Origin of the sequence: Rhizobium sp. SL86 (genome assembly GCF_026672545.1) — a bacterium.
Lineage (GTDB): Bacteria > Pseudomonadota > Alphaproteobacteria > Rhizobiales > Rhizobiaceae > Neorhizobium.
This window is the reverse complement of sequence record NZ_JAPPRJ010000001.1, coordinates 2,152,626-2,173,810: the sequence shown is the minus strand read 5'-3', so window position 1 is coordinate 2,173,810 and position 21,185 is coordinate 2,152,626. Positions and strand designations below refer to the sequence as shown.

Genomic DNA, 21,185 nt, shown 5'->3' with positions numbered 1-21,185 from the left:
TTTCGTAGAAACAGGTCGGCCGAGCCCTGCCGCAGCAAGGCTCGGCTCAAACCTCAAGGACCAGACCGGATCAGCCGCCGTAGATGTCGAAGTCGAAATACTTCTTCGAGATCTTGTCGTAGGTCCCGTTGCTGCGCACGGTCTTGATCGCCGCGTTGAACTTGTTCATCAGCTCGGTATCGCCCTTGCGCAGGCCGATGCCGATGCCCGTGCCGAGGATTTCCGGATCATCCTTGACGTTGCCCTTCAGGTCGCAGCAGGCCTTGCCCTGATCGGACTTGAGGAAAGCGTCGAGCGTGATGAGGTCGGCGATGACCGCGTCGACACGGCCGGCCGCCAGATCCTGGTTTGCTTCGTCCTGGGTCTGGTATTCCTTGATCTCGGAGGCGACGGGAGCGAAGTACTTCTTCGCATAGTCAGCCGAGACGGTGGAGACCTGAACGCCGATGATCTTGCCCTTCAGGCTGTCCGGAGAGGCGTCAAACTTCTCGCCCTTCGGCCCGATGACGGAGGCCGGGGTGTTGTAATATTTGTCGGAGAAGTCGATCGTCTTCTTGCGCTCGTCGGTGATCGACATGGAGCCCATGATGGCGTCGATCTTCTTGGAGGTCAGAGCCGGAATGATACCGTCCCACGCAACCGGCGTCACGACGCAGGTGACCTTTGCCTCGGCGCAGACCGCGTCGATAAACTCGATTTCCCAGCCGACCCACTTGCCGCTCGCATCAGGCGAGGAGAAGGGCGGATAGGGTTCGGCAGCGACACCGATCTTGAGGTCCTGAGCCGAGGCGGCGCCGAACGCGGCAACACTCACCGCAAGCGCCAAGGCAGCGGTCTTCAGCAGGTTTTTCATGATTTTTCCCCTTTCGACATTGTCGTGTGTTTTTCAATGGATGGAGCTGATGAATTTCTTCAGCCGCTCCGATTGCGGGTTTTCGAAGATTGCCTCTGGAGGCCCCTGCTCTTCGATCACCCCGCCATGCAGGAAGACCACATGGCTCGCCACCTGACGGGCGAATTTCATTTCGTGTGTCACCAGGATCATCGTGCGCTTTTCCTGCGCCAGATCCGCGATCACAGACAGCACCTCTCCGACGAGTTCCGGATCGAGCGCCGATGTCGGCTCGTCGAACAGCATCACGAGCGGCTGGATAGCGAGCGCTCGGGCAATGGCCGCACGCTGCTGCTGGCCGCCGGACATGAAGGACGGATAGGCATCGCGCTTTTCGTAGAGGCCGACGCGGCGCAGAAGCGCCTCCGCCACTTCAACCGCCTGCTCACGCGGCTGGCCAAGCACATGCACCGGCACCTCGATGACGTTCTGCAGAACCGTCATGTGCTGCCACAGGTTGAAGCTCTGAAAAACCATGCCAAGCTTGGTGCGGATCCGCTGGATCTGTTTGCGATTGGCTGGCATCAGACCGCCCTGCCCATCGGACTTCATCTGGATCGTTTCGCCATGGATCGTGACTTGACCGGCCGTTGGCAGTTCAAGCATGTTGATGCATCGGAGAAAGGTCGATTTGCCCGATCCGCTGCCGCCGATCAGTGCGATGACATCGCCCTGCCCTGCGCTGAGCGAGACGCCCTTTAAGACCTCAAGCGGACCAAAACGCTTATGGAGATCCCGAATTTCAATGGCTTGCGCCGATTCCGCCATGTTACCTACACCGCCGGCACTGGCATCGCCGGTCTTCTGTACAGACTTTTCCCCCAGCAGTTTTGTTGGCATACGGTGCTGGAAACGCATGCCTTGGGGAGAGTTTTGCACTTGTCCGCCCATTGCACAAGCGTATAATAAAAATATGAATTTTGACCATTTAAACCATGAATAAGAGGAAACCCTAATGGATGGTTTTGGCTGCCAGGCGATGGCGACACCCCTATTGCGTGTCCTGATGCGGCGCCCCGGTGAAAGCCTTCGTTCGGCCAACGCCAAGGAGTGGCACTACGGCCCGACATTCGATGCGGAGAAAGCGATTGTGCAGCACGCGCGCTTCGCCGAACTGGTGGCGGAATCGGGTGCCGAGATCCTCTGGCTGGAAGACAATGGCGACGGTCTCGCCGATTCGATGTTCACCCACGACCCCTCGCTGATGACGGATGCGGGTGCGGTCATCCTGCGCATGGGAAAACCGCTTCGCGCCCGCGAACCGGATCTGCATGCAGAACGGTACCGGCAGGCGGGCATCCCGATCCTCGGCACCATCGAAGCCCCCGGCACCGTCGAAGGCGGCGATTGCGTCTGGGTCGATGACAAGACGTTGGCGGTCGGCCGTGGAGTGCGCTCCAACCAGGCCGGCATCGAACAGCTCTCGGCGATCCTCGCCCCGATCGGCGTGACGGTTCTCGGTTATGACCTGCCGCTCTGGCAGGGCGAAGAGGCCTGCCTGCATTTGATGTCGGTGATCAGCCCGCTTGCGGAAAAGATGGCGCTGGTTCACGCGCCGCTAATGCCAGCCGCCTTTTACCTGATGCTGCGCGAGCGCGGTTACACGCTGATCCACGCACCCGAGGCCGATTTTGCCGCCAGCAACGGATTGAACCTCAACGTGCTGCCGACCGCCCTCGGCAAGGTGATCATGGTCGAGGGTTTTCCGGCCACGAAGGCCGCCATGGAAGCACATGGCTGCGAGGTGAAGACCTTCGAGGCCGATGCTTTGTGCATTGCCTGTGAGGGTGGCCCAACCTGCCTCACGCGGCCCATCCTCAGGCAGGCGACGTGAGCCGGCGGACCTATCAGAGAGCCCCGGAAGCCGTCAGGCGCGATGACCTCATCACGGCGACGCTGGATTGCGTCGCCGAGTTCGGCATTGCAGGAGCGACCGTGCGCCAGATTGCGGCCCGCGCCGGCGTGACCGGAGGCCTGATCCGTCACTATTTCGACGGCAAGGACCAGATGATGCAGGCGGCCTATCGCCAGCTGATGTCGGAGATGTGTGCGCCGAGCCACGCGATTGCCCGTGAAGAGGGCAAAGCGCCGGATTGTCTTCGCCGGTTCATCCTTGCCAATCTTTCGCCGCCGATCGCCGATGCCCGGACGATTTCTCTTTGGGCGGCCTTTATCGGCCACATTCCCATCAACCCCGAATTTGCCAGCATTCACCGCGAACACTACCTCGCCTTTCTCACCTCGCTCGAACTGCTGATCGTCCGCTGTTTCGAAGAATTCGGCAGGACGATCGATCCGACACACAGCCGAAGACTTGCCGTCGCCATCAATGGCCTGATCGATGGCATGTGGCTGGAAGGCTCGCTGATCGACGACATGTTTGACACGGATGAGATTGCCGGTATGGCACTACGGTCCGTCGAACACATGCTTGAGTTTGCGCCTGGCACCCTGACTGCCATAGCCGACAGCTGAACTGGAGATTTCATTTGCGTTACGCCACGATCACCGATCGCCTTGCCGATCTTGGCTCCGGCCGCTGGGCTCTGCATCTGGCCGCCCGTCGTATGGTCGCGGCCGGCGAACCGATCATCGAACTGACCATCGGCGAACCGGACCTGCCGCCGGATCCGGAGCTGCTGGAAGAATGCTCCCGCGCCATGTATGCCGGGCGGACACGGTATTCCAACGGCCGCGGCGAACCGGGCGTGCTGAAGGCGCTGGTCGCCAAATATGAAAAACGGCGCCCCGGCGTGACGGACAAGAACTTCCTGTGTTTCCCCGGCACCCAGACCGCGCTTTACGCCGTGATGACCGGCCTGGTCGAAGCCGGCGACGGCGTCATCGTCGGCGATCCTCTCTATGCGACCTATGAAGGCGTCATCGCCTCGACCGGCGCGCACCTCATCCCGGTGCCGCTGCGTCCGGAAAACCGCTTCCACCTGCAGGCGGAGGATCTCGAACGGGCGATCACGCCGGAAGCGCGCGTGCTGCTCCTCAACACGCCGCACAATCCGACGGGCGCGGTGCTGACCGAGGCGGAGATCGCCGCAATCGGGAAGGTCTGCCGCAAACACGATCTCTGGATCGTCTGCGACGAGGTCTACGAACAACTTCTGTTCGGCGGCGAATTCGCTTCCCCCTTCGACATGCCGGAGCTCGCAGAACGCACCATCGTCGTTTCATCGATCTCCAAATCGCATGCCGCTCCCGGCTTCCGCAGCGGCTGGGCCGCCGGGCCGGAGGAGTTCTGCCTGAAACTCCTGCCAGTCTCCGAAACCATGCTGTTCGGCGTGCAACCCTTCATCTCCGACATGACGGCGCTTGCCTTGTCGCGGGACTTTCCGACCGCCGGAATCATGCGTGACAATTACCAGCGCCGCGCGACCGTGGTGAAGGATACGCTTTCCGGCAGCAATCTTCTGAAGCCGATGATGCCGGAAGGCGGCATGTTCGTCGTGGTGGACGTGAGCGCAACCGGTCTCGACGGCGCCGATTTTGCCTGGGAACTGCTGAACACCGAGAAAGTGGCGGTCATGCCCGGCGCCTCCTTCGGCCATCAGGCGGCCGGCTTCATTCGCATCTCGCTGACCGTTCCGGACGATGTGCTGGAAACGGCGGTGCGCCGCATGGCGGATCTGGCTGGCCGGCTGGCCGCCCGCCCCGCCGACCAGAAGTTGTCGTCCGGCCGACTTGGCGCCTGACAATCAGGGCGTCGACCCATATGAACTGCCCCGCCATCACGGGGCAGTTCCTGTTTAAAGGTTCAGATCAGAGTTTTCCCGCGCCGGCATTCGCCTTGACATAGGCGGGCACATCACCCGCCGGCATGGGCGGTTTTGCATAAAGCGTCGGTTTCCAGCCCACGTCGCTGGCTATCGGCTTTTTCGGATCCTTGTTGAGGACGGCGGTGAAATCGGCGGGCGCGCCGTTCACAAGCGAGCCCTGATCAAAGAAGCGGGTTCCACCCTGGACCGCCACGGCATCCCCCACGCCGCCATTGCGGATCTCGAAGACATTGTTCTCCGAGTAGATGGCCGACTCCTTGCCGATGCCGAAACCACTGCGGAAGACCGGTGCCTCTCCCTTGGCCTTCAGCGCCATGGCATGTTTTTCGCGAAGATCCGCAGCGCCCTTGATCGGCAGAGCCGCTTCGCCTGAAAAATAGTTGTTGTAGCTGTGTACCTTGCCGAAGCGTACGCGCGGCATCCGCTGCCCGGCATTGTCGAACCAGTTGGCCCGGTAGGTGACGTTGAGCTTCCCCGCATCGTCAGTCCGGCTGTCGCTGCCGCCGACCAGCGATGTCTTGTCGTGACCCTGGAAGTGGTTGTAGGTCAAGGTCACCAGGTCGGCACCGTTGGTGATGTCCACCTGGCCGTCATGATGCTGCACCTTCTGCTCCAGCATATTGTGCGGGAAGGGATAGACCGGCGGGAAAAGATGGTCGGGCCGATCCCCATCGGTGAAGGTGCAATGATCGATCCAGACCCGCTTTCCGCCACTGATCGAGATATTGTCATACTCGGAATTCCAGCGGCCACCGGGGCATTGCTGCGGTCCGGTCGTTGCATCGACAAAATTCTCCTGACAACCGGGATAACTCGTATCGACCTTCCATGAGTCGCCCGGGTCCCAGGCCGGGAAATAGTCAAAGGAATCCTCGAAGGTGATATTGCGGATGATCACGTTTTCCGTTCCCGCGCCAATCACCAGGTTGCCCTTGACGATTTTCGCATCACCACCGATCCCGATCAGCGTGGTGTTGGACGTGAGCCTGATCACCACGCGCTCCTTCTGCCGCGCCGCGGAACGCTTGCGGGCTTCTTCCAGAGGCCCCGTCAGCTCTCGCTCCGGCCGCTTCTTGTCAGTGAGCTTCACGTTCCACACCGAAGGCGCATAGGCCTTGCGATAGGCTTCGACGTCATAGGCCGGATCGGCATAATCCTTTTCGGTCAATTCCTTACCGGAATCGTCGGTCGACAGATTGACCACACCCTTGACCCGGATGATCTTCGCCACGGTGGGGTTTCCGCCCGCCTGCAATGCCTGAACCAGTTCGGCGCGATTGGTGACCGTATAGATATTGGCCTCGACTGCCCCGGACCCGCCGTCGGTACCAGCCGCCCAGCCATCATTGTCCGCGATTGTCTGCCGCAGCAGATCCGGCTGCGCTGCAACGGCCGGCACATAAACGACAAAACCTGCCAAGAGCGCGGCAGCGACGCACGAGATCCCTCTCAATCCAGTGTTCATGATTTCTCCTCCCATGAAACACGCCAGCGCGATCGCAACCGGCGCCATGGAAATCTATAATACATGATCGGGAAAAGTCATATTACAAATACAACAGACAGGTAGGATAGGCCTGACTAGACTCCCAGGTATCGATCCTGCAGTTCGGCAGAGAGCAGATCCGCTGTCCCTTCCCAGACATTGCGGCCGTTTTCCAGCACCACACAGCGGTCCGCCACCGGAAGCAGTTCGGACAGCGTCTTGTCCACGACCAGGATCGACAACCCGTCGGCCTTCAGCGCCCGGATCGCCCGCCAGATATCCTGGCGGATCACCGGCGCCAGCCCTTCGGTCGCCTCGTCGAGGATCAAGAGCCGCGGATTGGTCATCAGCGCCCGACCGACCGCAAGCATCTGCTGTTCGCCGCCGGAGAGCGAGCGGGCCATCTGGTCGCGCCGTTCGGCAAGCCGCGGGAAGAGGTCGTTGACACGTTCGAGCGTCCAGCGGCCCGGCCGCGCGGCGGCGACGAGGTTTTCGTAGACGGTGAGATTGGGAAAACAGCGCCGCCCTTCCGGCACAAGCCCGATGCCGAGACGCGCCACCTTGTGCGGAGGCTGCCGGTCGGTCGGTTTGCCATCGAAGACAATACGGCCGGATTTCGGCGGCATCAGATTGCAGATCGACTTGATGGTGGTCGATTTTCCCATGCCGTTGCGGCCCATCAACGCCACGACCTCGCCTTCGTCCATCTTGAGCTGAACGCCGAACAGCGCCTGGCTGCCGCCATAAAAGGTCTGGATGTCCTGAACGTCGAGCAGCATCAGGCATGGTCTCCGAGATAGGCAGTGCGCACAGCGGGATCGTTGCGGATCTCGTCGACCGTCCCGGTGGCGATCACCCGGCCGTAGACGAGTACCGAAATGCGGTCGGCGAGCGCAAAGACGGCGTCCATGTCGTGCTCCACGAGCAGGATCGGCGCCTCCTGGCGCAGGCGATCGAGAAAACCGGTCAGCACCTTCGAGCCCTCCGGCCCCATGCCGGCCATCGGCTCATCGAGCAGGAAGGCCTTCACATCGAGCGCCAGGGCAATCGCGATCTCCAACTGACGTTTTTCGCCATGCGAGAGTTCGGAGGCCGGCACATGGGCGCGGGCCGCAAGCCCCACACGCTCCAGCCGCTCCATCGCAGCCTCCGTCAGCGCGCGGTCATGCATCACGGGTTTGAAGAAACGGAAGCTTGAGCCTTGGCCGGCCTGTACCGCCAGCATGACATTGCGCAAAGCCGAGAATTCACCGGCGAGCGATGAGATCTGGAACGTGCGCCCAAGGCCAAGCCTCGCGCGTTCCGCTACCGTCCGGGTGCCGATCTCCTGGCCCGCCAGCCGGATCTGACCGGAATCCTGCCGTAACGTGCCGCAGATCTGGTGGATCAGCGTGGACTTGCCGGCACCGTTCGGCCCGATCAGCGCATGGATTTCGCCCGGATAGAGGTCGATGGATACACCGTCCGTCGCCTTCAGCGCGCCAAAACTTTTGCGCAGGTCGCGGATGGCAAGAACCGGCTCAGCCATGACGTTCCTTTCCGGCAAGAAGCCCGATCACGCCGCCGCGGGCAAACAGCACCGTGGCCAGCAGGATAAGACCGAGGAAAAACTGCCAGCGTTCGGTAATGCCGCCGAGCCAGAATTCCAGCACCACGAAGAGGGCAGCGCCGGCCACCGGCGCCATCAGCCGGCCCGTGCCGCCAAGAATGATGAGGACGATCAATTCGCCCGACATGTGCCAGGAGAGCATCGAGGGGCTGACGAAGCGGTTGAGATCGGCATAAAGCGCGCCGGCCACGGCCGTGATCATCGCCGAGAGCACAAAGGCCGTCAGCCGGATCGGCATCGGGGAAATCCCGATCGAGGCAACCCGCACCTCGTTCTGCCGCACCGCCTGAAGAGCCGCCCCGAAACGCGAGCTGCGCAGCAGCGCGGAGAAGATCAGGGCCGCCAGCAGCACACCGAAACAGACGAGGAAGAACTCCATCGGCCGCATCGTATTGACGCCCGGAAAGGCATTACGCAGCACGATGGACAGCCCATCCTCCCCGCCATAGGCCGGCCAGGAGATGGCGAAATAATAGACCATCTGCGCGAAGGCGAGCGTGATCATGATGAAATAGACACCGGAGGTCCGAAGGCTGATCGCCCCGATCGCAAGACTGACGACCCCGGCGGCGATCGCCGCAGCCAGCCACACCACAGGCATCTGGTTCGAGCCTTCGAAACCGAACAGCATCGGCTCCCCGGACATGGCATGCGAGGCAAGAATGCCCGCCGCATAACCGCCGATGCCGAAGAAGGCGGCGTGGCCGAAGGAGACGAGCCCGCCAAGGCCGAGCGCGATATTGAGGCCTACGGCCGCCAGCGCCAGGATCGTGATGCGCGTGACAAGCGTCACCGTAAACGTTTCGCCCATCGCCTGCGCGATGAAAGGTGTCGCCAGCAGCGCCAGCAAAAGCACCAGATTAATGGCATCTTCCCGCTTCATGGCATAGGTCCTCATGCCTGCGCCGGGAACAGCCCGCGCGGTTTGACCGCCAGGATGATCGCCATCAGGATATAGATGAGCATGGAGGCGAGCGCCCCGCCGATCAGCCCCGCCTGGTCGGGCGGTACCATCAGCGCCAGCGCCTGCGGCAGCAGGAAACGACCGAGCGTATCGACCGAGCCGACGAGCAGCGCACCAACGAGCGCCCCCTTGATCGACCCGATGCCGCCAATGACGATCACCACGAAAGCGAGGATCAGCACCGGCTCACCCATGCCGACCTGAACGGACTGCAGCGCACCGACCATGGCACCGGCGAGCCCGGCAAGTGCTGCACCCAGCGCAAAGACCAGTGTGTAGAGCGTGCGGATATCGACGCCGAGGGCCGCGATCATCTCGCGGTCGCTTTCGCCGGCGCGGATGCGCATGCCGAGCCTGGTCTTGGAAATCAGCGCATAGAGGCCGAAGGCGACAAGCGCGCCGGCAAGGATGATGGCCAGCCGATAGACCGGATACTGTGCGCCGCCCGGCAGCCCGACCGCACCCTGCAGCAGTGGCGGAATGTCGAGATAAAGCGGAAAGGAGCCGAACAGCCAGCGCGTGCCTTCGGAAAAGATCAGGATCAGCGCGAAGGTGGCGAGCACCTGGTCGAGGTGATCACGCTGATAGAGTCGCCGGATCACCGTGATTTCGATCAGCGCACCGGCCGCGGCCGCCGCCGCGAGGCTGGCGACAAGGCCGAGCCAGAAGGACCCGGTGAGTGCCGCAACACTGGCGCAGGCAAAGGCGCCGACCATGTAGAGCGAACCATGAGCCAGATTGATCAGGCCCATGACCCCGAAGATCAGGGTCAGCCCGGCCGCCATGAGAAACAGCATGACGCCGAGCTGAACCCCGTTCAGCAGCTGCTCGATGAGGAGAGCAAAAGTCACGAACGCGCCTTACTTCTTGCAGTCTTTCGCATAGGCATCGCCGTGATCGGTGAAGATCTTCTCGACGATCTTGTTGGTCAGCGTGCCGTTGTCCTTCACCACTTCGGTCAGGTAGATGTCCTGGATCGGGTGACGGTTGGTGTTGAACTTGAATTTTCCACGCGGCGATTGAATATCGGCCTTGCTGAGTTCCGTCGTGAAGGCCTTCACATCCTTGACGCTCGCCTTGGAGGCAGCTGCCAGGATCAGCTGTGCCGCATCATAGGCCTGCACGGCGTAGATCGACGGCAGGCGGCCATATTCCGCCTGGAAGGCCGGCACGAATTTCTTGTTGGCGGCGTTATCGAGGTCCTTTGCCCACTGGCCGGAGGCCTTGGCACCCAGCGCCGCATCGCCGATCGCCGGTAGCACGTCCTGGCTGAAGGAGAAGCCGGGGCCGATGACCGGGATCTTCACACCGGACTGTGCATACTGCTTCATGAAGGCAATGCCCATGCCGCCCGGCAGGAAGACGAAGGCCGCATCGGCGCCGGAAGCGCGGATCTGGGCGATCTCGGCGGCGTAATCCGTCTGGCCGACCTTGGTGTAGACCTCGTTTGCCAGCTCACCCTTGTAGTAGCGCTTGAAGCCGGTCAGCGAATCCTTGCCCGCCGGATAGTTGGGCGCCATGATGAACATCTTCTTGTAGACCTTGTTGGCATATTCGCCCATGGCCTCATGAAGATTGTCGTTCTGATAGGCGGCATTAAAATAGAGCGGATCGCACTTTTCGCCGGCAAGCGCCGCCGGCGCGGCATTGGTCGAGACGTAGATCTTGCCCTGGGCCACAGCGCCCGGCACGACCGCCATCAAAAGGTTCGACCAGACGATGCCGGTCAAGATATCCACCTTGTCGCTCTGGATCATCTTGTCGGCGATCTGCACCGCCAGTTCCGGCTTCTGTGCATCATCTTCGGTCACGACCGTGATGTCCTTGTTGCCGGACTGCTTGATGGCCAGCATGAAGCCATCACGCGTGTCGACACCGAGGCCGGCACCGCCGCCGGAAAGGGTGGTGATCAGTCCAATCTTGATCGGCTCGGCCATCGCCATCGTCGAGGCACCAAGCGTCAGGGCCAGCGTTGCGGCCTTCAGAATAGTCTTCATGTCATGCACTCCCGTTTTTTGTCCCACTCATCTTGTTCTGGTGCGGCCTTGCGGCCGATCGTCCCGAGGCTGACCATAGCCTTATGGAAGACCATTTTCATAGTCGAAAGCAGACATTCACACGCAACGACTGACGTCCGCCCTGGCACGCCGACGCGCAGCCCTTAAGCCGCGCGATCCGGTTTCAGACGGAAGCGCTGGATCTTGCCGGATTCCGTCTTCGGCAGCGCATCGACAAAGATGATCGAGCGCGGATATTTGTATGGCGCAATGACCGCTTTGACATGTTCCTGCAGAAGCTTCGCCAAGGCATCGCAGGCCTGCGTCTTGTCCGTCAACACCACATGCGCCTGCACGATATGGCCGCGCTCTTCATCCGGCACGCCGATCACGGCACATTCGAGCACGGCCTCGTGTTTCAGAAGCGCGGCCTCGACCTCCGGTCCGGCGATGTTGTAGCCGGCCGAGACGATCATATCGTCAGAGCGTGCGGCGAAATGAAAATAACCGTCCTCGTCCTGGGTAAAACTGTCGCCTGTCAGGTTCCAGCCATCTCGGACATATTCCGCCTGGCGATGGTCGGCCATGTAGCGGCAGCCGATCGGACCCTTTACCGCCAAGCGGCCGATTACACCGCGCGGTACCTCGTTCATCGCTTCATCGACAACCATGGCCTTGTAGCCGGTCAGCGGCCGCCCGGTGCAATAGGGTTTGGATTCGCCGAGGCGGTTGGAGATGAAGATGTGCAGCATTTCCGTGGCGCCGATGCCATCCAGGATCGGCTTGCCGGTCTTCGATGTCCATTCCTCGAACACCGGGCCGGGCAGCGTTTCGCCGGCAGAGACCGCGATGCGCAGCGACGACAGATCCGCCTTGCCCTGATCCATGGCGGCGAGCATGGCGCGATAGGCGGTGGGGGCAGTAAAGCAGATCGTCGCCTTGTAGGTCTCGATGATCTCCATCATCTTCGGCGGCGTGGCGTTCTCCAGAAGCGTTGCCGCGGCGCCGAAACGCAAGGGGAAGATCGCAAGGCCACCCAGCCCGAAGGTGAAAGCGAGCGGCGGCGAGCCGACGAACACATCCTCCGGCGTCACGTTCAGCACTTCCTTTGCATAGGCATCCGCAATGATCAGCAGATCGCGATGGAAATGCATCGTCGCCTTCGGTACGCCGGTCGAGCCGGAGGTGAAGCCGAGAAGTGCCACGTCATCCCGCCCGGTCTTCACCGGATCGAAGCGAACCGGCTTGTTGAGCGCCGCACGGTCGAGTTCGGCGTCATGATTTGCCGTTCCGTCGAAGCCGATCACCTGATTGAGGAAACGGCTTTCCTTGGCGGTCGCAACAAGCTCGTCCATCAGGCGCGTGTCGCACAGCGCAATCGAGATCTCGGCCTTGTCGATGATCTTCGCCAGTTCGCCGGCCCGCAGCATCGGCATGGTGTTGACCACAACGGCACCCGCCTTGGTCGCGGCCAGCCAGCAGGCGACCATGGCCGGATTGTTGGCAGAACGGATCAGCACCCGGTTGCCGGGCTTCAATCCATAATCCTCGACCAGCGCACGGGCGATGCGGTTCGTCCAGTCGGCAAGTTCCTTATAGGTGCGTCGGCGGCCATTGCCGATGAGGGCGGTGTGATCGCCAAAACCCTTTTCCACCATCCGGTCGGTCAACTCGACGGCGGCATTCAGGTAATCCGGATAATCGAAACCGTCGAGCAGAAGTTCCGGCCACTGATCGAGAGGCGGAAGATTGTCGCGGGCAAACGTATCCACGTGACTGGTGGGTCCCAGCATGGCTCTGTTCCCTTCTGTCCTGCCGGCTGCATCACGCGGGTTTCCTCTCCCGCACGCGCGCCATCTGAGGCTGTTTTCGCCTCTTATGGGTCAAGAATTACACCGGACCGATCGACATGCAAGGGAGAAATTTTAAGTTTATAATATTTTTTCTGACCGCTCATGCGCAGATGCTGAAGTGGCAGGGACAGGCATGTTTGATGCGATACCTTCAGAATTTCGGTGTAGGAATAATTTCGAAGGGAAGCCTCGAGGGCTTCCGGCGGCATGCATGACGGGTATTCTCATGGCTCAAACGGATGCGATGGCAGACCAGCCTACCGAATTTGATATCGGCAATCGCGAGTTCGGCTTTTATGCGCAGTTGAAGATGATGGCAGGCGCCTTCTGGGCCTCCGGCGTGCGCAACCGCATCCTGCTCCTCACCGTAGCTCTCCTGACCGTCATCCTGTCCACCGTCTATGCCCAATACCGCCTGAACCACTGGAACACGCCCTTCTACAATGCGCTGGAGCAGCGGGACACACCGGCCTTCTTCGAACAGCTGAAAGTGTTCTTCATCATCGCCGGCTCGCTTCTGATCCTCAATGTGGTGCAGGCCTGGCTGAACCAGATGACAGCGCTGCGGATGCGCGAGGGGCTGACACGCGATCTCGTGGACCAATGGATGAAACCCCGGCGCGCGCTGAAGCTTGCCAATTCCGGCCCGATGGGCATCAACCCCGACCAGCGCCTGCACGAAGACGCACGCAACCTGGCGGAACTGACAACGACGCTCGCCATCGGCCTTGTGAATGCGACAATCCTGCTGATGAGCTTCATCGGCGTGCTGTGGATGCTGTCCGCCGATTTCTCCTTCATGCTGGAAGGCCGTGAGATCTCCATCCCCGGCTACATGGTCTGGGCGGCCCTGATCTATGCCGGCGGCGCCTCGCTGCTGAGCAAAGTCGTTGGCCGCAAACTGCCGGGCCTCAACACCGAACGTTATTCCAAGGAAGCGGAACTGCGTTTCGCCCTGATGCACACCAATGAGAACCTGATGGCGATCACGCTCGCCAAGGGCGAAGAAAGCGAACGGCAGCGGATCCAGGCGGCGATCAGTGCCGTTCTGGTGGTTCTGAGGCGCCTTGCGCTTGCCGCCACGAACCTCACCTGGGTCTCCGCCGGCTTCGGCTGGATGACCACGATTGCGCCCATTCTGATTGCCGCCCCCGTCTATTTCAACGGCACCCTCTCCTTCGGCGGACTGATGATGGCGGTCGGCGCCTTCAACCAGGTCAACACCGCACTGCGCTGGTACATCGACAATTTCCGCCCCATCGCCGACTGGAAGGCAGCGCTCTACCGCGTCTCGATGTTTCGCCGGGCGCTCTGCAGCCTCAACGATTTTGCCGAGGCGGAAAACGCACTGACCGTGACCGTCGGCGAGGACGGCAAGCTGACGATCCGCGACCTGACGCTGACACCGGCACTCTCGTCCGCCGGCACAGAACGCGGTTTGCATCTGGAAGGCGAAACCGTCATCGCACCCGGCGAACGGGTGATGATCAACGGCGATCCGAATGCCAACCGGCACCTGCTGTTCATGGCGCTCGCCGGCCTCTGGCGGTTCGGATCGGGCGAAATCCGTCTGCCGGCACCACAATCCATGCTGTTCATCCCGCAGAAGGGATACTTTCCGGATGCGACGCTGCGCGAAGTTCTGGCCTATCCGCACCGGGCCACGGCCTATGGCGATGTCCAGATCGCCGAGGCGCTGACACGGGTCGGGCTCGCAAATCTCGTCGACCGGCTCGATACCCGGGATCGCTGGGAGCGGGTGCTGGACGAGGAGGACCAGGCGCGTCTGAGGCTGGCAAACGCCATCCTGCTGGAGCCGAAATGGATCGTGGTGGATGATGCGCTGGAAACCCTGGAGCCTGCGACGCAACGGGAAATCGCCTCGATCATCAACGAGATTGCCGAGGCCGCCATTCTCTATATCGGTCGATCGGAAGCGTTTCTCGGCCTGTCACCCCGGCAGATCCATCTGCAGCCACTGAAGTGACGCACAGGGCGCTCAGTCCAGCAGGGCCCTGAGTTCCAATGCCAGGTCGCGGGCCGTATAGGGTTTCTTCAGCCAGCTGCCATCGGCGGCAAGCTGCTTGCCGGCCACATCGGGCTCGGCATAACCGGAGGTGAAGAGGATCTTGATGTCGGGGCGCTGTTCCCGGACGATCTTCGCCAGCTGGTCACCGGACATTCCGGGCATGGCGATATCGGTAAAGACGAGCGCGACTTCCGGATGTTTGTCCAGGACGGCCAGTGCCTCGTTGCCATTGCCGGCCTCGCAGACCGTGTAACCAAAACTTTCCAGCCGCGCGACCGCCACACGCCGCACCCGCGGATCGTCCTCGACGACCAGAATGGTTTCGCTGCCGCCGGGAACGGCCGGCTGATTGCGCGCCGCCTCCGCAGCGGTGGCAGCCGCCGCAGCACCGACGGCGGCAGGCAGAAACAGCCGCACGCTGGTGCCCTGGCCGGCTTCCGAATAGATCTGGATGTGACCGCCGGACTGGCGGACGAAGCCGTAGACCATGGACAGGCCAAGCCCCGTTCCGGCGCCGGTGGTCTTCGTGGTGAAGAAGGGCTCGAAGGCGCGCTGCTTGACCTCCTCCGTCATGCCGGTTCCGGTATCGGTCACCGCCACGAGCACGTAATCCCCGGCCCGCAGCTGCGGATACATCTGCGCATAATCGAAATCGAGATGCACGCGATTGACCTCGATGGTGAGCAGACCGCCGGAGGGCATCGCATCGCGCGCGTTAAGGGCAAGGTTCAGGAGCGCGTTCTGCAATTGCGGACCATCGACCAGACCCTCGTTGCCGCCACCACGAATGGTGGTGCGCAGTTCCACCCGATCACCGATGGTGCGACGGATGAGTTCGGAAAAGCTGGAGACGAGCTGGCCGAGATCGGTGAGGCGCGGGTTCAGCGGCTGGCGTCGGCCGAAGGCCAGCAATTGACCGGTCAGCTTGGCGCCGTCATCGGTAGCGCCCTGCGCCTCCTGCAGAAGGATCTGCGCCTTCGGGTCGGTCACCCGCATCTCCAGCATTTCGAGATTGCCGCTGATGATGGTGAGCAGGTTGTTGAAGTCATGGGCAAGACCGCCGGTCAGCTGCCCGATCGCTTCCATCTTCTGCGCCTGGCGCAGCTCCTCTTCGATCCGGTGACGGCTCGTCAGATCGCGGATGAAGCCCGTGAAGATGCGTTTGCCGTTGGAGATCGCTTCGCCGACCGCAAGTTCCATCGGGAAGGTGGAACCATCCTTGCGCAGGCCCTTGACGACACGGCCAAGGCCAATGATGCGCCGCTGGCCGCTTGTGAGATAATTGACGATGTAGCGGTCGTGGTTCTCCCGGTCCGGAGACGGCATCAGGATGGCGACATTACGGCCTTCCACTTCGTCTGCCTCGTAACCGAAAAGCTCTTCCGCCGTGGAGGAAAAGGAGGTGATGGTACCGACCTCGTCGATGACGACCATCGCTTCGGGCACCGTCTGCAGGATGGAGCGGAAATGCGCCTCGCGTGCCGCAAGGCTTTCCTGCACCGAGGCTGCGGACCGGAAGTCCTCGTTCAGCTGGATCACCACCGGCTCTCCATCGGTTTCGGAAAGCACCCAGCGGCTGAGGACGGAGATCGTGTGGCCGTCCTTGTGCCGGTATTCGAGATTGCTTTTCCAGGCACCGTCCCTGCGGATCTCTTCGATGACATGACCGATATCGAGTGAGGATTCCGGCTGCAGCAGTTCGATCACATGCAGGCCGGCCACCTCGTCCGCCGTCCAGCCGAACAGGTCGGCGCTGCCGGCGCTCCAGTGACTGATCACGCCATCGACGCCATGTACGACGACATTGATCGGATCGAGAACAGCAACAAGCTGCGCAATATCATGTCCGCGCAGACCAACCTTTGCCGTCTCGTTCATGCAGTCCTCTCGTACCCGAAAGCGGGGTCACTCGTCTCAATGCGGCCAGACAGCCTGCCTGGTTTTCGGGGCACCATTGCCGATATCGTCATAACTATCGCCATCGCCACACAGCGCAAGCAGTTTTCCGGGCTTGGCGATGTCGAAGGCGTGACGGCCGTTCGGGGTGATGACGCCGCGCGACACCAGCTTGGTGATCGTGCGCGACACGGTCTCGATGGTGAGGCCGAGATAGTCGGCCATGTCCTGGCGGCTCATCGGCAGATCCACCTTGCGGCCCATCTGGCGCTCGCCATACATGCGCCGCGCAATCAGCATCAGGAAGCTTGCAACCCGCTCTTCGGCGCTCTTGCGTGACAGAAGCACCATCTGGTCCTGAGCGGCGGCCATTTCGTCGCAGATGAGCGAGAAAAGCTGCGGGCGAAGCTCCGGCGAATGTTCGATCGCCTCCTGGAAAGCCCGCTTCGTCACCCGGCGCACCTTGACCGGTGTGACGGCCTCGGCGCTGTAGAGATAGACGTCCTTGAGCGAGACGCCGACCATGTCGCCCGCATAAAGAAAACCGGTGATGACCCGGCGGCCATCGGCTATGATCTTGAAAATCCTCAAGACTCCTTCGGTCACCTCGAAGATGTGCTGGGCCTTGTCGCCCTGCCAGAACAAACCTTCGCCGACATCGAGGCTTTCCCGCGGAACGCTCGCAAAGAGTTCGTCCAGTGTCGCAAGCTGCGGCTTCATCGTCGCCATGGCGGCGAAAGCGGAATGTGCGTTTGAACCTGTCGAAAGCATGTCAGTCCCTCTGTCTTGATGGCCAAACTATGGCGAGCGGCGGTGACAGAAGGATGCCGCGCATGTTACGGTCGGTTGAATCGTGTAACAGTGTGTAACAGCGAATAGATCAATCAGGTCATTGGTATGACGAAACACGAACGGCGGGCGGATCGTATTCTCATCGTCGACGATGATCCGCGCATCCGCCAAATGGTGACCCGTTATTTCGAGGATGAAGGGTTCATCGTTCACGGCGCATCGGACGGCCAGGGAATGCGCAAGGCGTTGAGCGAACACGTCATCGATCTCATTCTTCTCGACCTCGTGCTGCCGAACAGCGAAGACGGCCTGGCGCTGGCCCGCGAGGTGCGTTCGGGCTCCGACGTGCCGATCGTCATGCTGACCGGCCGCGACGATGTCCTCGACCGTATCATCGGCCTCGAAGTGGGCGCCGACGATTACATTCCAAAACCCTTTCACCTGCGCGAGGTTCTCGCACGCGTCCGCAGCATCCTGCGCCGGAGACGCCCGGTCGAAGCCGTCCAGCAGGAGGTCGGCCAGGTTCTGGAATTCGACGGCTGGAAACTTGAGATCAGCCGCCGGCGTCTCCTCAATCCGCAGGACGAGGAAGTGGAACTGACGACCGGCGAATTCGACATGCTGGCGGTGATGGTCCGCAATGCCGGCCGTGTTCTGACCCGGGAAATGCTGATGGACCAGACGCGCGGTCGCCAGTTGGAAGCCTTCGATCGCGCCATCGACGCGCAGATCGCAAGGTTGCGCAAGAAAATCGAGCCCAACCCGGCGCATCCGACCTTCATCCGTTCGGTCCGTGGCGTGGGCTACATCTTCACCGGCGGATCGCAGAAACCGGAAGCGCGCAACGCCTGAACCGTGCCCGCCCCGCGCAAGTTTACGCCGGAATGACCGGAACTGTCGCACCAAGCGTTGCCGCCAGCATCTGCAGGCGGGCGCGCAGGGCCGACTGGACCCCCTCCTCGTCGACCACGGTTGCCACGACATAAAGCGGCACGTCGAGGATGCTGCCGGCCTCGGTCTGGCTGATCCGCGCCAGGCACAACCCTTTCAGATAGCCAAGCGCATTGGCGCAGACGAGCAGCCATTCGTTCGCGGTCTCCTCGCTGCGGGAGGCGATGATCCGCTGGCAGAATTGGCGCCAGTCCGAAAGATCGGAAACGGCATCGACCGCAGTCACCAGAGGGAAAGCGCGATCGACCTGTGCGGCCGTCATGTCGGTTACGTTGTAAGCGGCGTTCATTGGGCGTTCCTCGGAAGGGGTCAACCCTTCCCGGCTCGCAGGTGACTTCAGCCCTGCATGTCTTCTTTATCTGAAAACGTAGCCGGGAACACTGCGTCCGGCTTTGAGCAGAATCAACTGCGACAAATTTTCCCATTTCCGCGAGAGGGCACCGGAGCGGCATTCGAGACATCCCCGACGCGCAGGACCACGATACCGGGAGCGCGGACCGACCGCCCGCCTGGCTTCGTGATCGCCGGGGATGTCTCACTGCCGCCGACAGGCGGAATGCACCACGCGTAACGCCCTGGAAAAGGACCTAAGACCAGGAACGTCACGCGCGGCAACCGAACCGATCCCACCGCTTATGGGATACGGGCCGGCCATGTTCGATCTGCCCATGGGCAGACGGAGCGTTCTTTGAACGCCGCAATATACGAAGACCGTGAAATAACCGAACCGAGGCAATAATAAGGCTAAAACGTTTAATCAAGCCCGAAACGACGCTTTGAACGCTAGAGTACCGAGAGAACCTTACTCTGATACCGTATAGTTGATAGAAAGTTACAATTCCAAATCTTGAGCAAGAAGCATATCTGCACGAAATTTAGGCGATGTCGTCTTGCCAAGTCTTTTGCACTGCGGCATCAGTAGGCTATGTTGCAACATGACCTCACCATTCTCGTCATCGATGAGAACGCGATCCGGGCCTCGATCATCGAGGAAGGTCTGCACGATGCCGGCCATCGCAAGGTGACGGTCATCCACGAGGTCAATGGGGTTGCCCGCATCATCGAGACGCTGAGACCGGACGTCATCATCATCGACATCGAGAACCCCAACCGTGACATGATGGAGCACCTGTTCCAGCTGACGCGGACGGTCTCGCGGCCGATCGCGATGTTCGTCGATCGCTCCGACACCGCCTCGATCGAGGCGGCCGTCGAAGCCGGTGTGTCCGCTTATATCGTCGACGGCCTGAAGAAGGAGCGGGTGAAGCCGATCCTCGATATGGCCGTTTCCCGCTTCAACGCCTTCAGCCGGCTGCAGCGGGAACTCGCCGATGCGCGTTCAGCGCTGGAAGAGCGCAAGGTGATCGAACGCGCCAAGGGCATCCTGATGAAACTAAGGGGCTTGTCGGAGGAGGAGGCCTTCTCGCTGCTTCGCCAGACCGCCATGAACGAAAAGAAGAAGATGTCCGAGATCGCGCAGAGCGTGGTCACCGCCGCGGGGCTTTTGATGTGATGAAGCACCGGAACATGGCGGCAAGGAGAACAGCGGAGTGGATTTGATGGTGACAGAAACGCACGCACCTTTGTCCGCACCGGCGCATGTTCAGGGCGACGGCCCGAAGGTCCTGCGGGCTGGCTTCATTCCGCTGGTGGATGCCTCGATCCTGCTCGCCGCCGCCGAATTCGGTTTTGCTGCCCGTGAGGGTTTGAGGCTCGACCTCGTGAAGGACGTTTCCTGGGCCAATGTGCGCGATCGGCTCGCCTTCCGCCAGTTCGACATCGCCCACATGCTTTCGCCGATGCCGGTCGCCTCCATGCTGGGGCTCGGCTCCAATCCGTCGCCGACGATCACGCCCTTCTCGCTCGGCCGTGGTGGCAACGCGATCACCCTGTCCACCCGGCTTTATACCCGGATGCAGGAAGTGGCCGGCCTGCCGGAGACCGCATCCGCTCTCGAAAATGCACGCGCGCTCGCCACGCTTTTGAAGGCCATGCGCGCAACAGACGAAATGCCGCCGACGCTCGGCATGACCTATCCCTTCTCCTCACACAATTACGAGTTCCGCTACTGGCTGGCAGCCGGCGGCATCGATCCGGACCGTGACGTCAAGATGGTGGTGGTGCCGCCGCCGATGACCTCCGATGCGCTGGCGGCCGGCGCGATCGACGGCTTCTGCGTCGGGGCACCGTGGAACATGGTCGCCTCCGAGCGCGGCGTCGGTCGCATCGTGGCCGCCAAACAGGACATCTGGCCGTCCGCCCCGGAAAAGGTGATCGGCATGCGGCCGGAATGGGCGCAAACCCATCCGGACACCGTCTCGCGCCTCATCGTTGCGCTGGATGCGGCCGCCCGCTGGTGCGACCGGCCGGAAAACCATGATGCGCTGGCCGAAATGCTGGCGGACAGCCGCTACATCGCCGCACCCGTCCATATCATCCGCCATGTTCTGTCCGGCGAGTTCAGCCTCGATGCGCGCGGCAATCGCCGTCTGATTGACAAATATTTCGTCTTCCACGAGGGCCATGCCAACTATCCGCGCCCCAGCAAGGCGCTCTGGATCTACAGCCAGATGATCCGCTGGGGGCAGACGGGCTTCAGCGAGGCTGGCGCCAGGGCCGCCGCCGCGGCCTACCGGCCGGACCTCTACCGGGCGGCGTTGCCATCGGCAGCAATGCCCTTGGACGATGACCTGCGCATCGAGGGTGTCGCGGAACACGACCGTTTCATGGATGGTTTCATCTTCGATCCCGCCCGGTTGAAGGCCTATGCGGAGGCCTTCCCCGTGCGCAGCCGGCTTGCTCAGGACCGCGGCGAAGAGGACGTCTGATCGCAGGCGCTGCACATCGCTTCAGCACCTTGCGAGGCACTGCCGCCTATTTAGGCGCCACTGCATTGGGCGGACACCTCGTTCACCACGCATGGCCCCG

The 21,185-nt window shown here is 61.6% G+C and carries 19 protein-coding genes; 7 read left to right on the top strand and 12 right to left on the bottom strand.

Features of this window, described 5'->3' with window-relative positions:
• Positions 1 to 70 precede the first annotated feature (70 nt).
• Both OU993_RS10690 and OU993_RS10685 read right to left on the bottom strand, forming a co-directional pair.
• Positions 71 to 853 carry a transporter substrate-binding domain-containing protein gene (locus OU993_RS10690; protein WP_268156890.1) on the bottom strand — a complete coding sequence of 261 codons (783 nt, stop codon included), beginning with the start codon at positions 851 to 853 and terminating at the stop codon, positions 71 to 73.
• A gap of 33 nt (positions 854 to 886) precedes the next feature.
• The gene (locus OU993_RS10685) at positions 887 to 1,660 is read right to left on the bottom strand and encodes an ABC transporter ATP-binding protein (RefSeq protein ID WP_268156888.1); all 774 of its coding nucleotides are present in this window, start codon (positions 1,658 to 1,660) and stop codon (positions 887 to 889) included.
• A 187-nt stretch (positions 1,661 to 1,847) separates the two neighbouring features.
• Here OU993_RS10685 and OU993_RS10680 point away from each other — a divergent pair, with 187 nt between their 5' ends.
• The 3 genes from OU993_RS10680 to OU993_RS10670 are packed head-to-tail and all read left to right on the top strand — an operon-like array spanning position 1,848 to position 4,596.
• The gene (locus tag OU993_RS10680) at positions 1,848 to 2,726 is read left to right on the top strand and encodes a dimethylarginine dimethylaminohydrolase family protein (RefSeq protein WP_268156886.1); all 879 of its coding nucleotides are present in this window, start codon (positions 1,848 to 1,850) and stop codon (positions 2,724 to 2,726) included.
• The gene (locus OU993_RS10675; RefSeq protein ID WP_268156885.1) at positions 2,723 to 3,367 is read left to right on the top strand and encodes a TetR family transcriptional regulator C-terminal domain-containing protein; all 645 of its coding nucleotides are present in this window, start codon (positions 2,723 to 2,725) and stop codon (positions 3,365 to 3,367) included. The genes OU993_RS10680 and OU993_RS10675 overlap by 4 nt, the downstream gene beginning before the upstream one ends.
• Positions 3,368 to 3,381: 14 nt before the next feature.
• Positions 3,382 to 4,596 (top strand): pyridoxal phosphate-dependent aminotransferase, encoded by a 1,215-nt coding sequence (locus OU993_RS10670; protein WP_268156884.1) that lies wholly within the window; start codon positions 3,382 to 3,384, stop codon positions 4,594 to 4,596.
• Between the two features lie 67 nt (positions 4,597 to 4,663).
• Here the strand turns inward: OU993_RS10670 and OU993_RS10665 are convergent, their stop codons facing one another.
• The 7 genes from OU993_RS10665 to OU993_RS10635 all read right to left on the bottom strand — a co-directional run bounded on the left by OU993_RS10665 (position 4,664) and on the right by OU993_RS10635 (position 12,529).
• Entirely contained in the window at positions 4,664 to 6,145 is a 1,482-nt protein-coding gene (locus OU993_RS10665; protein ID WP_268156882.1) for a pectate lyase family protein, read from the bottom strand.
• Positions 6,146 to 6,261: 116 nt separating this feature from the next.
• A complete protein-coding gene (locus OU993_RS10660; protein WP_442792903.1) occupies positions 6,262 to 6,945 on the bottom strand; it encodes an ABC transporter ATP-binding protein in 684 nt (227 codons plus the stop codon).
• Complete coding sequence (locus OU993_RS10655) at positions 6,945 to 7,694, bottom strand: ABC transporter ATP-binding protein (RefSeq protein ID WP_268156880.1); 750 nt, start codon at positions 7,692 to 7,694, stop codon at positions 6,945 to 6,947. The genes OU993_RS10660 and OU993_RS10655 overlap by 1 nt, the downstream gene beginning before the upstream one ends.
• Positions 7,687 to 8,658, bottom strand: a complete 972-nt coding sequence (locus OU993_RS10650) for a branched-chain amino acid ABC transporter permease (protein WP_268156878.1) — start codon at positions 8,656 to 8,658, stop codon at positions 7,687 to 7,689. The genes OU993_RS10655 and OU993_RS10650 overlap by 8 nt, the downstream gene beginning before the upstream one ends.
• An 11-nt stretch (positions 8,659 to 8,669) precedes the next feature.
• Positions 8,670 to 9,590 carry a branched-chain amino acid ABC transporter permease gene (locus tag OU993_RS10645; protein WP_215564919.1) on the bottom strand — a complete coding sequence of 307 codons (921 nt, stop codon included), beginning with the start codon at positions 9,588 to 9,590 and terminating at the stop codon, positions 8,670 to 8,672.
• Between the two features lie 9 nt (positions 9,591 to 9,599).
• Positions 9,600 to 10,736: an ABC transporter substrate-binding protein gene (locus tag OU993_RS10640; RefSeq protein ID WP_268156876.1), complete on the bottom strand. Its 1,137-nt coding sequence runs from the start codon at positions 10,734 to 10,736 to the stop codon at positions 9,600 to 9,602.
• A gap of 164 nt (positions 10,737 to 10,900) precedes the next feature.
• The gene (locus OU993_RS10635; protein WP_268156875.1) at positions 10,901 to 12,529 is read right to left on the bottom strand and encodes an AMP-binding protein; all 1,629 of its coding nucleotides are present in this window, start codon (positions 12,527 to 12,529) and stop codon (positions 10,901 to 10,903) included.
• Positions 12,530 to 12,800: 271 nt separating this feature from the next.
• Here OU993_RS10635 and OU993_RS10630 point away from each other — a divergent pair, with 271 nt between their 5' ends.
• Positions 12,801 to 14,576 (top strand): ABC transporter ATP-binding protein/permease, encoded by a 1,776-nt coding sequence (locus tag OU993_RS10630; protein ID WP_268156873.1) that lies wholly within the window; start codon positions 12,801 to 12,803, stop codon positions 14,574 to 14,576.
• Positions 14,577 to 14,588: 12 nt separating this feature from the next.
• On the opposite strand, the gene OU993_RS10625 is transcribed toward OU993_RS10630, so the two are convergent.
• Both OU993_RS10625 and OU993_RS10620 read right to left on the bottom strand, forming a co-directional pair.
• Positions 14,589 to 16,496 (bottom strand): hybrid sensor histidine kinase/response regulator, encoded by a 1,908-nt coding sequence (locus tag OU993_RS10625; RefSeq protein ID WP_268156871.1) that lies wholly within the window; start codon positions 16,494 to 16,496, stop codon positions 14,589 to 14,591.
• Between the two features lie 36 nt (positions 16,497 to 16,532).
• Entirely contained in the window at positions 16,533 to 17,285 is a 753-nt protein-coding gene (locus OU993_RS10620; RefSeq protein WP_268156869.1) for a helix-turn-helix domain-containing protein, read from the bottom strand.
• A 126-nt stretch (positions 17,286 to 17,411) separates the two neighbouring features.
• On the opposite strand from OU993_RS10620, the gene OU993_RS10615 reads away from it, so the two are divergent.
• Positions 17,412 to 18,158: a response regulator gene (locus OU993_RS10615; protein WP_268156867.1), complete on the top strand. Its 747-nt coding sequence runs from the start codon at positions 17,412 to 17,414 to the stop codon at positions 18,156 to 18,158.
• 22 nt (positions 18,159 to 18,180) lie between these two features.
• Here OU993_RS10615 and OU993_RS10610 read toward each other — a convergent pair whose 3' ends face one another.
• Positions 18,181 to 18,546 carry a hypothetical protein gene (locus OU993_RS10610; RefSeq protein WP_268156866.1) on the bottom strand — a complete coding sequence of 122 codons (366 nt, stop codon included), beginning with the start codon at positions 18,544 to 18,546 and terminating at the stop codon, positions 18,181 to 18,183.
• 636 nt (positions 18,547 to 19,182) lie between these two features.
• On the opposite strand from OU993_RS10610, the gene OU993_RS10605 reads away from it, so the two are divergent.
• Both OU993_RS10605 and OU993_RS10600 read left to right on the top strand, forming a co-directional pair.
• Complete coding sequence (locus tag OU993_RS10605; RefSeq protein ID WP_268156865.1) at positions 19,183 to 19,770, top strand: ANTAR domain-containing response regulator; 588 nt, start codon at positions 19,183 to 19,185, stop codon at positions 19,768 to 19,770.
• 46 nt (positions 19,771 to 19,816) lie between these two features.
• On the top strand, positions 19,817 to 21,085 hold the full coding sequence (locus OU993_RS10600; protein ID WP_442792902.1) for a CmpA/NrtA family ABC transporter substrate-binding protein: 1,269 nt from the start codon (positions 19,817 to 19,819) through the stop codon (positions 21,083 to 21,085).
• The last annotated feature ends 100 nt before the right edge of the window (positions 21,086 to 21,185 follow it).

What these genes read in the sequence shown, in the direction of transcription:
- OU993_RS10690 (WP_268156890.1), bottom strand. Translation starts at nt 853, where the DNA reads ATGAAAAACCTGCTGAAGACCGCTGCCTTGGCGCTTGCGGTGAGTGTT.
- OU993_RS10685 (WP_268156888.1), bottom strand. Translation starts at nt 1,660, where the DNA reads ATGGCGGAATCGGCGCAAGCCATTGAAATTCGGGATCTCCATAAGCGT.
- OU993_RS10680 (WP_268156886.1), top strand. Translation starts at nt 1,848, where the DNA reads ATGGATGGTTTTGGCTGCCAGGCGATGGCGACACCCCTATTGCGTGTC.
- OU993_RS10665 (WP_268156882.1), bottom strand. Translation starts at nt 6,145, where the DNA reads ATGAACACTGGATTGAGAGGGATCTCGTGCGTCGCTGCCGCGCTCTTG.
- OU993_RS10660 (WP_442792903.1), bottom strand. Translation starts at nt 6,945, where the DNA reads ATGCTGCTCGACGTTCAGGACATCCAGACCTTTTATGGCGGCAGCCAG.
- OU993_RS10655 (WP_268156880.1), bottom strand. Translation starts at nt 7,694, where the DNA reads ATGGCTGAGCCGGTTCTTGCCATCCGCGACCTGCGCAAAAGTTTTGGC.
- OU993_RS10650 (WP_268156878.1), bottom strand. Translation starts at nt 8,658, where the DNA reads ATGAAGCGGGAAGATGCCATTAATCTGGTGCTTTTGCTGGCGCTGCTG.
- OU993_RS10640 (WP_268156876.1), bottom strand. Translation starts at nt 10,736, where the DNA reads ATGAAGACTATTCTGAAGGCCGCAACGCTGGCCCTGACGCTTGGTGCC.
- OU993_RS10635 (WP_268156875.1), bottom strand. Translation starts at nt 12,529, where the DNA reads ATGCTGGGACCCACCAGTCACGTGGATACGTTTGCCCGCGACAATCTT.
- OU993_RS10630 (WP_268156873.1), top strand. Translation starts at nt 12,801, where the DNA reads ATGACGGGTATTCTCATGGCTCAAACGGATGCGATGGCAGACCAGCCT.
- OU993_RS10625 (WP_268156871.1), bottom strand. Translation starts at nt 16,496, where the DNA reads ATGAACGAGACGGCAAAGGTTGGTCTGCGCGGACATGATATTGCGCAG.
- OU993_RS10620 (WP_268156869.1), bottom strand. Translation starts at nt 17,285, where the DNA reads ATGCTTTCGACAGGTTCAAACGCACATTCCGCTTTCGCCGCCATGGCG.
- OU993_RS10615 (WP_268156867.1), top strand. Translation starts at nt 17,412, where the DNA reads ATGACGAAACACGAACGGCGGGCGGATCGTATTCTCATCGTCGACGAT.
- OU993_RS10610 (WP_268156866.1), bottom strand. Translation starts at nt 18,546, where the DNA reads ATGAACGCCGCTTACAACGTAACCGACATGACGGCCGCACAGGTCGAT.
- OU993_RS10605 (WP_268156865.1), top strand. Translation starts at nt 19,183, where the DNA reads ATGTTGCAACATGACCTCACCATTCTCGTCATCGATGAGAACGCGATC.
- OU993_RS10600 (WP_442792902.1), top strand. Translation starts at nt 19,817, where the DNA reads ATGGTGACAGAAACGCACGCACCTTTGTCCGCACCGGCGCATGTTCAG.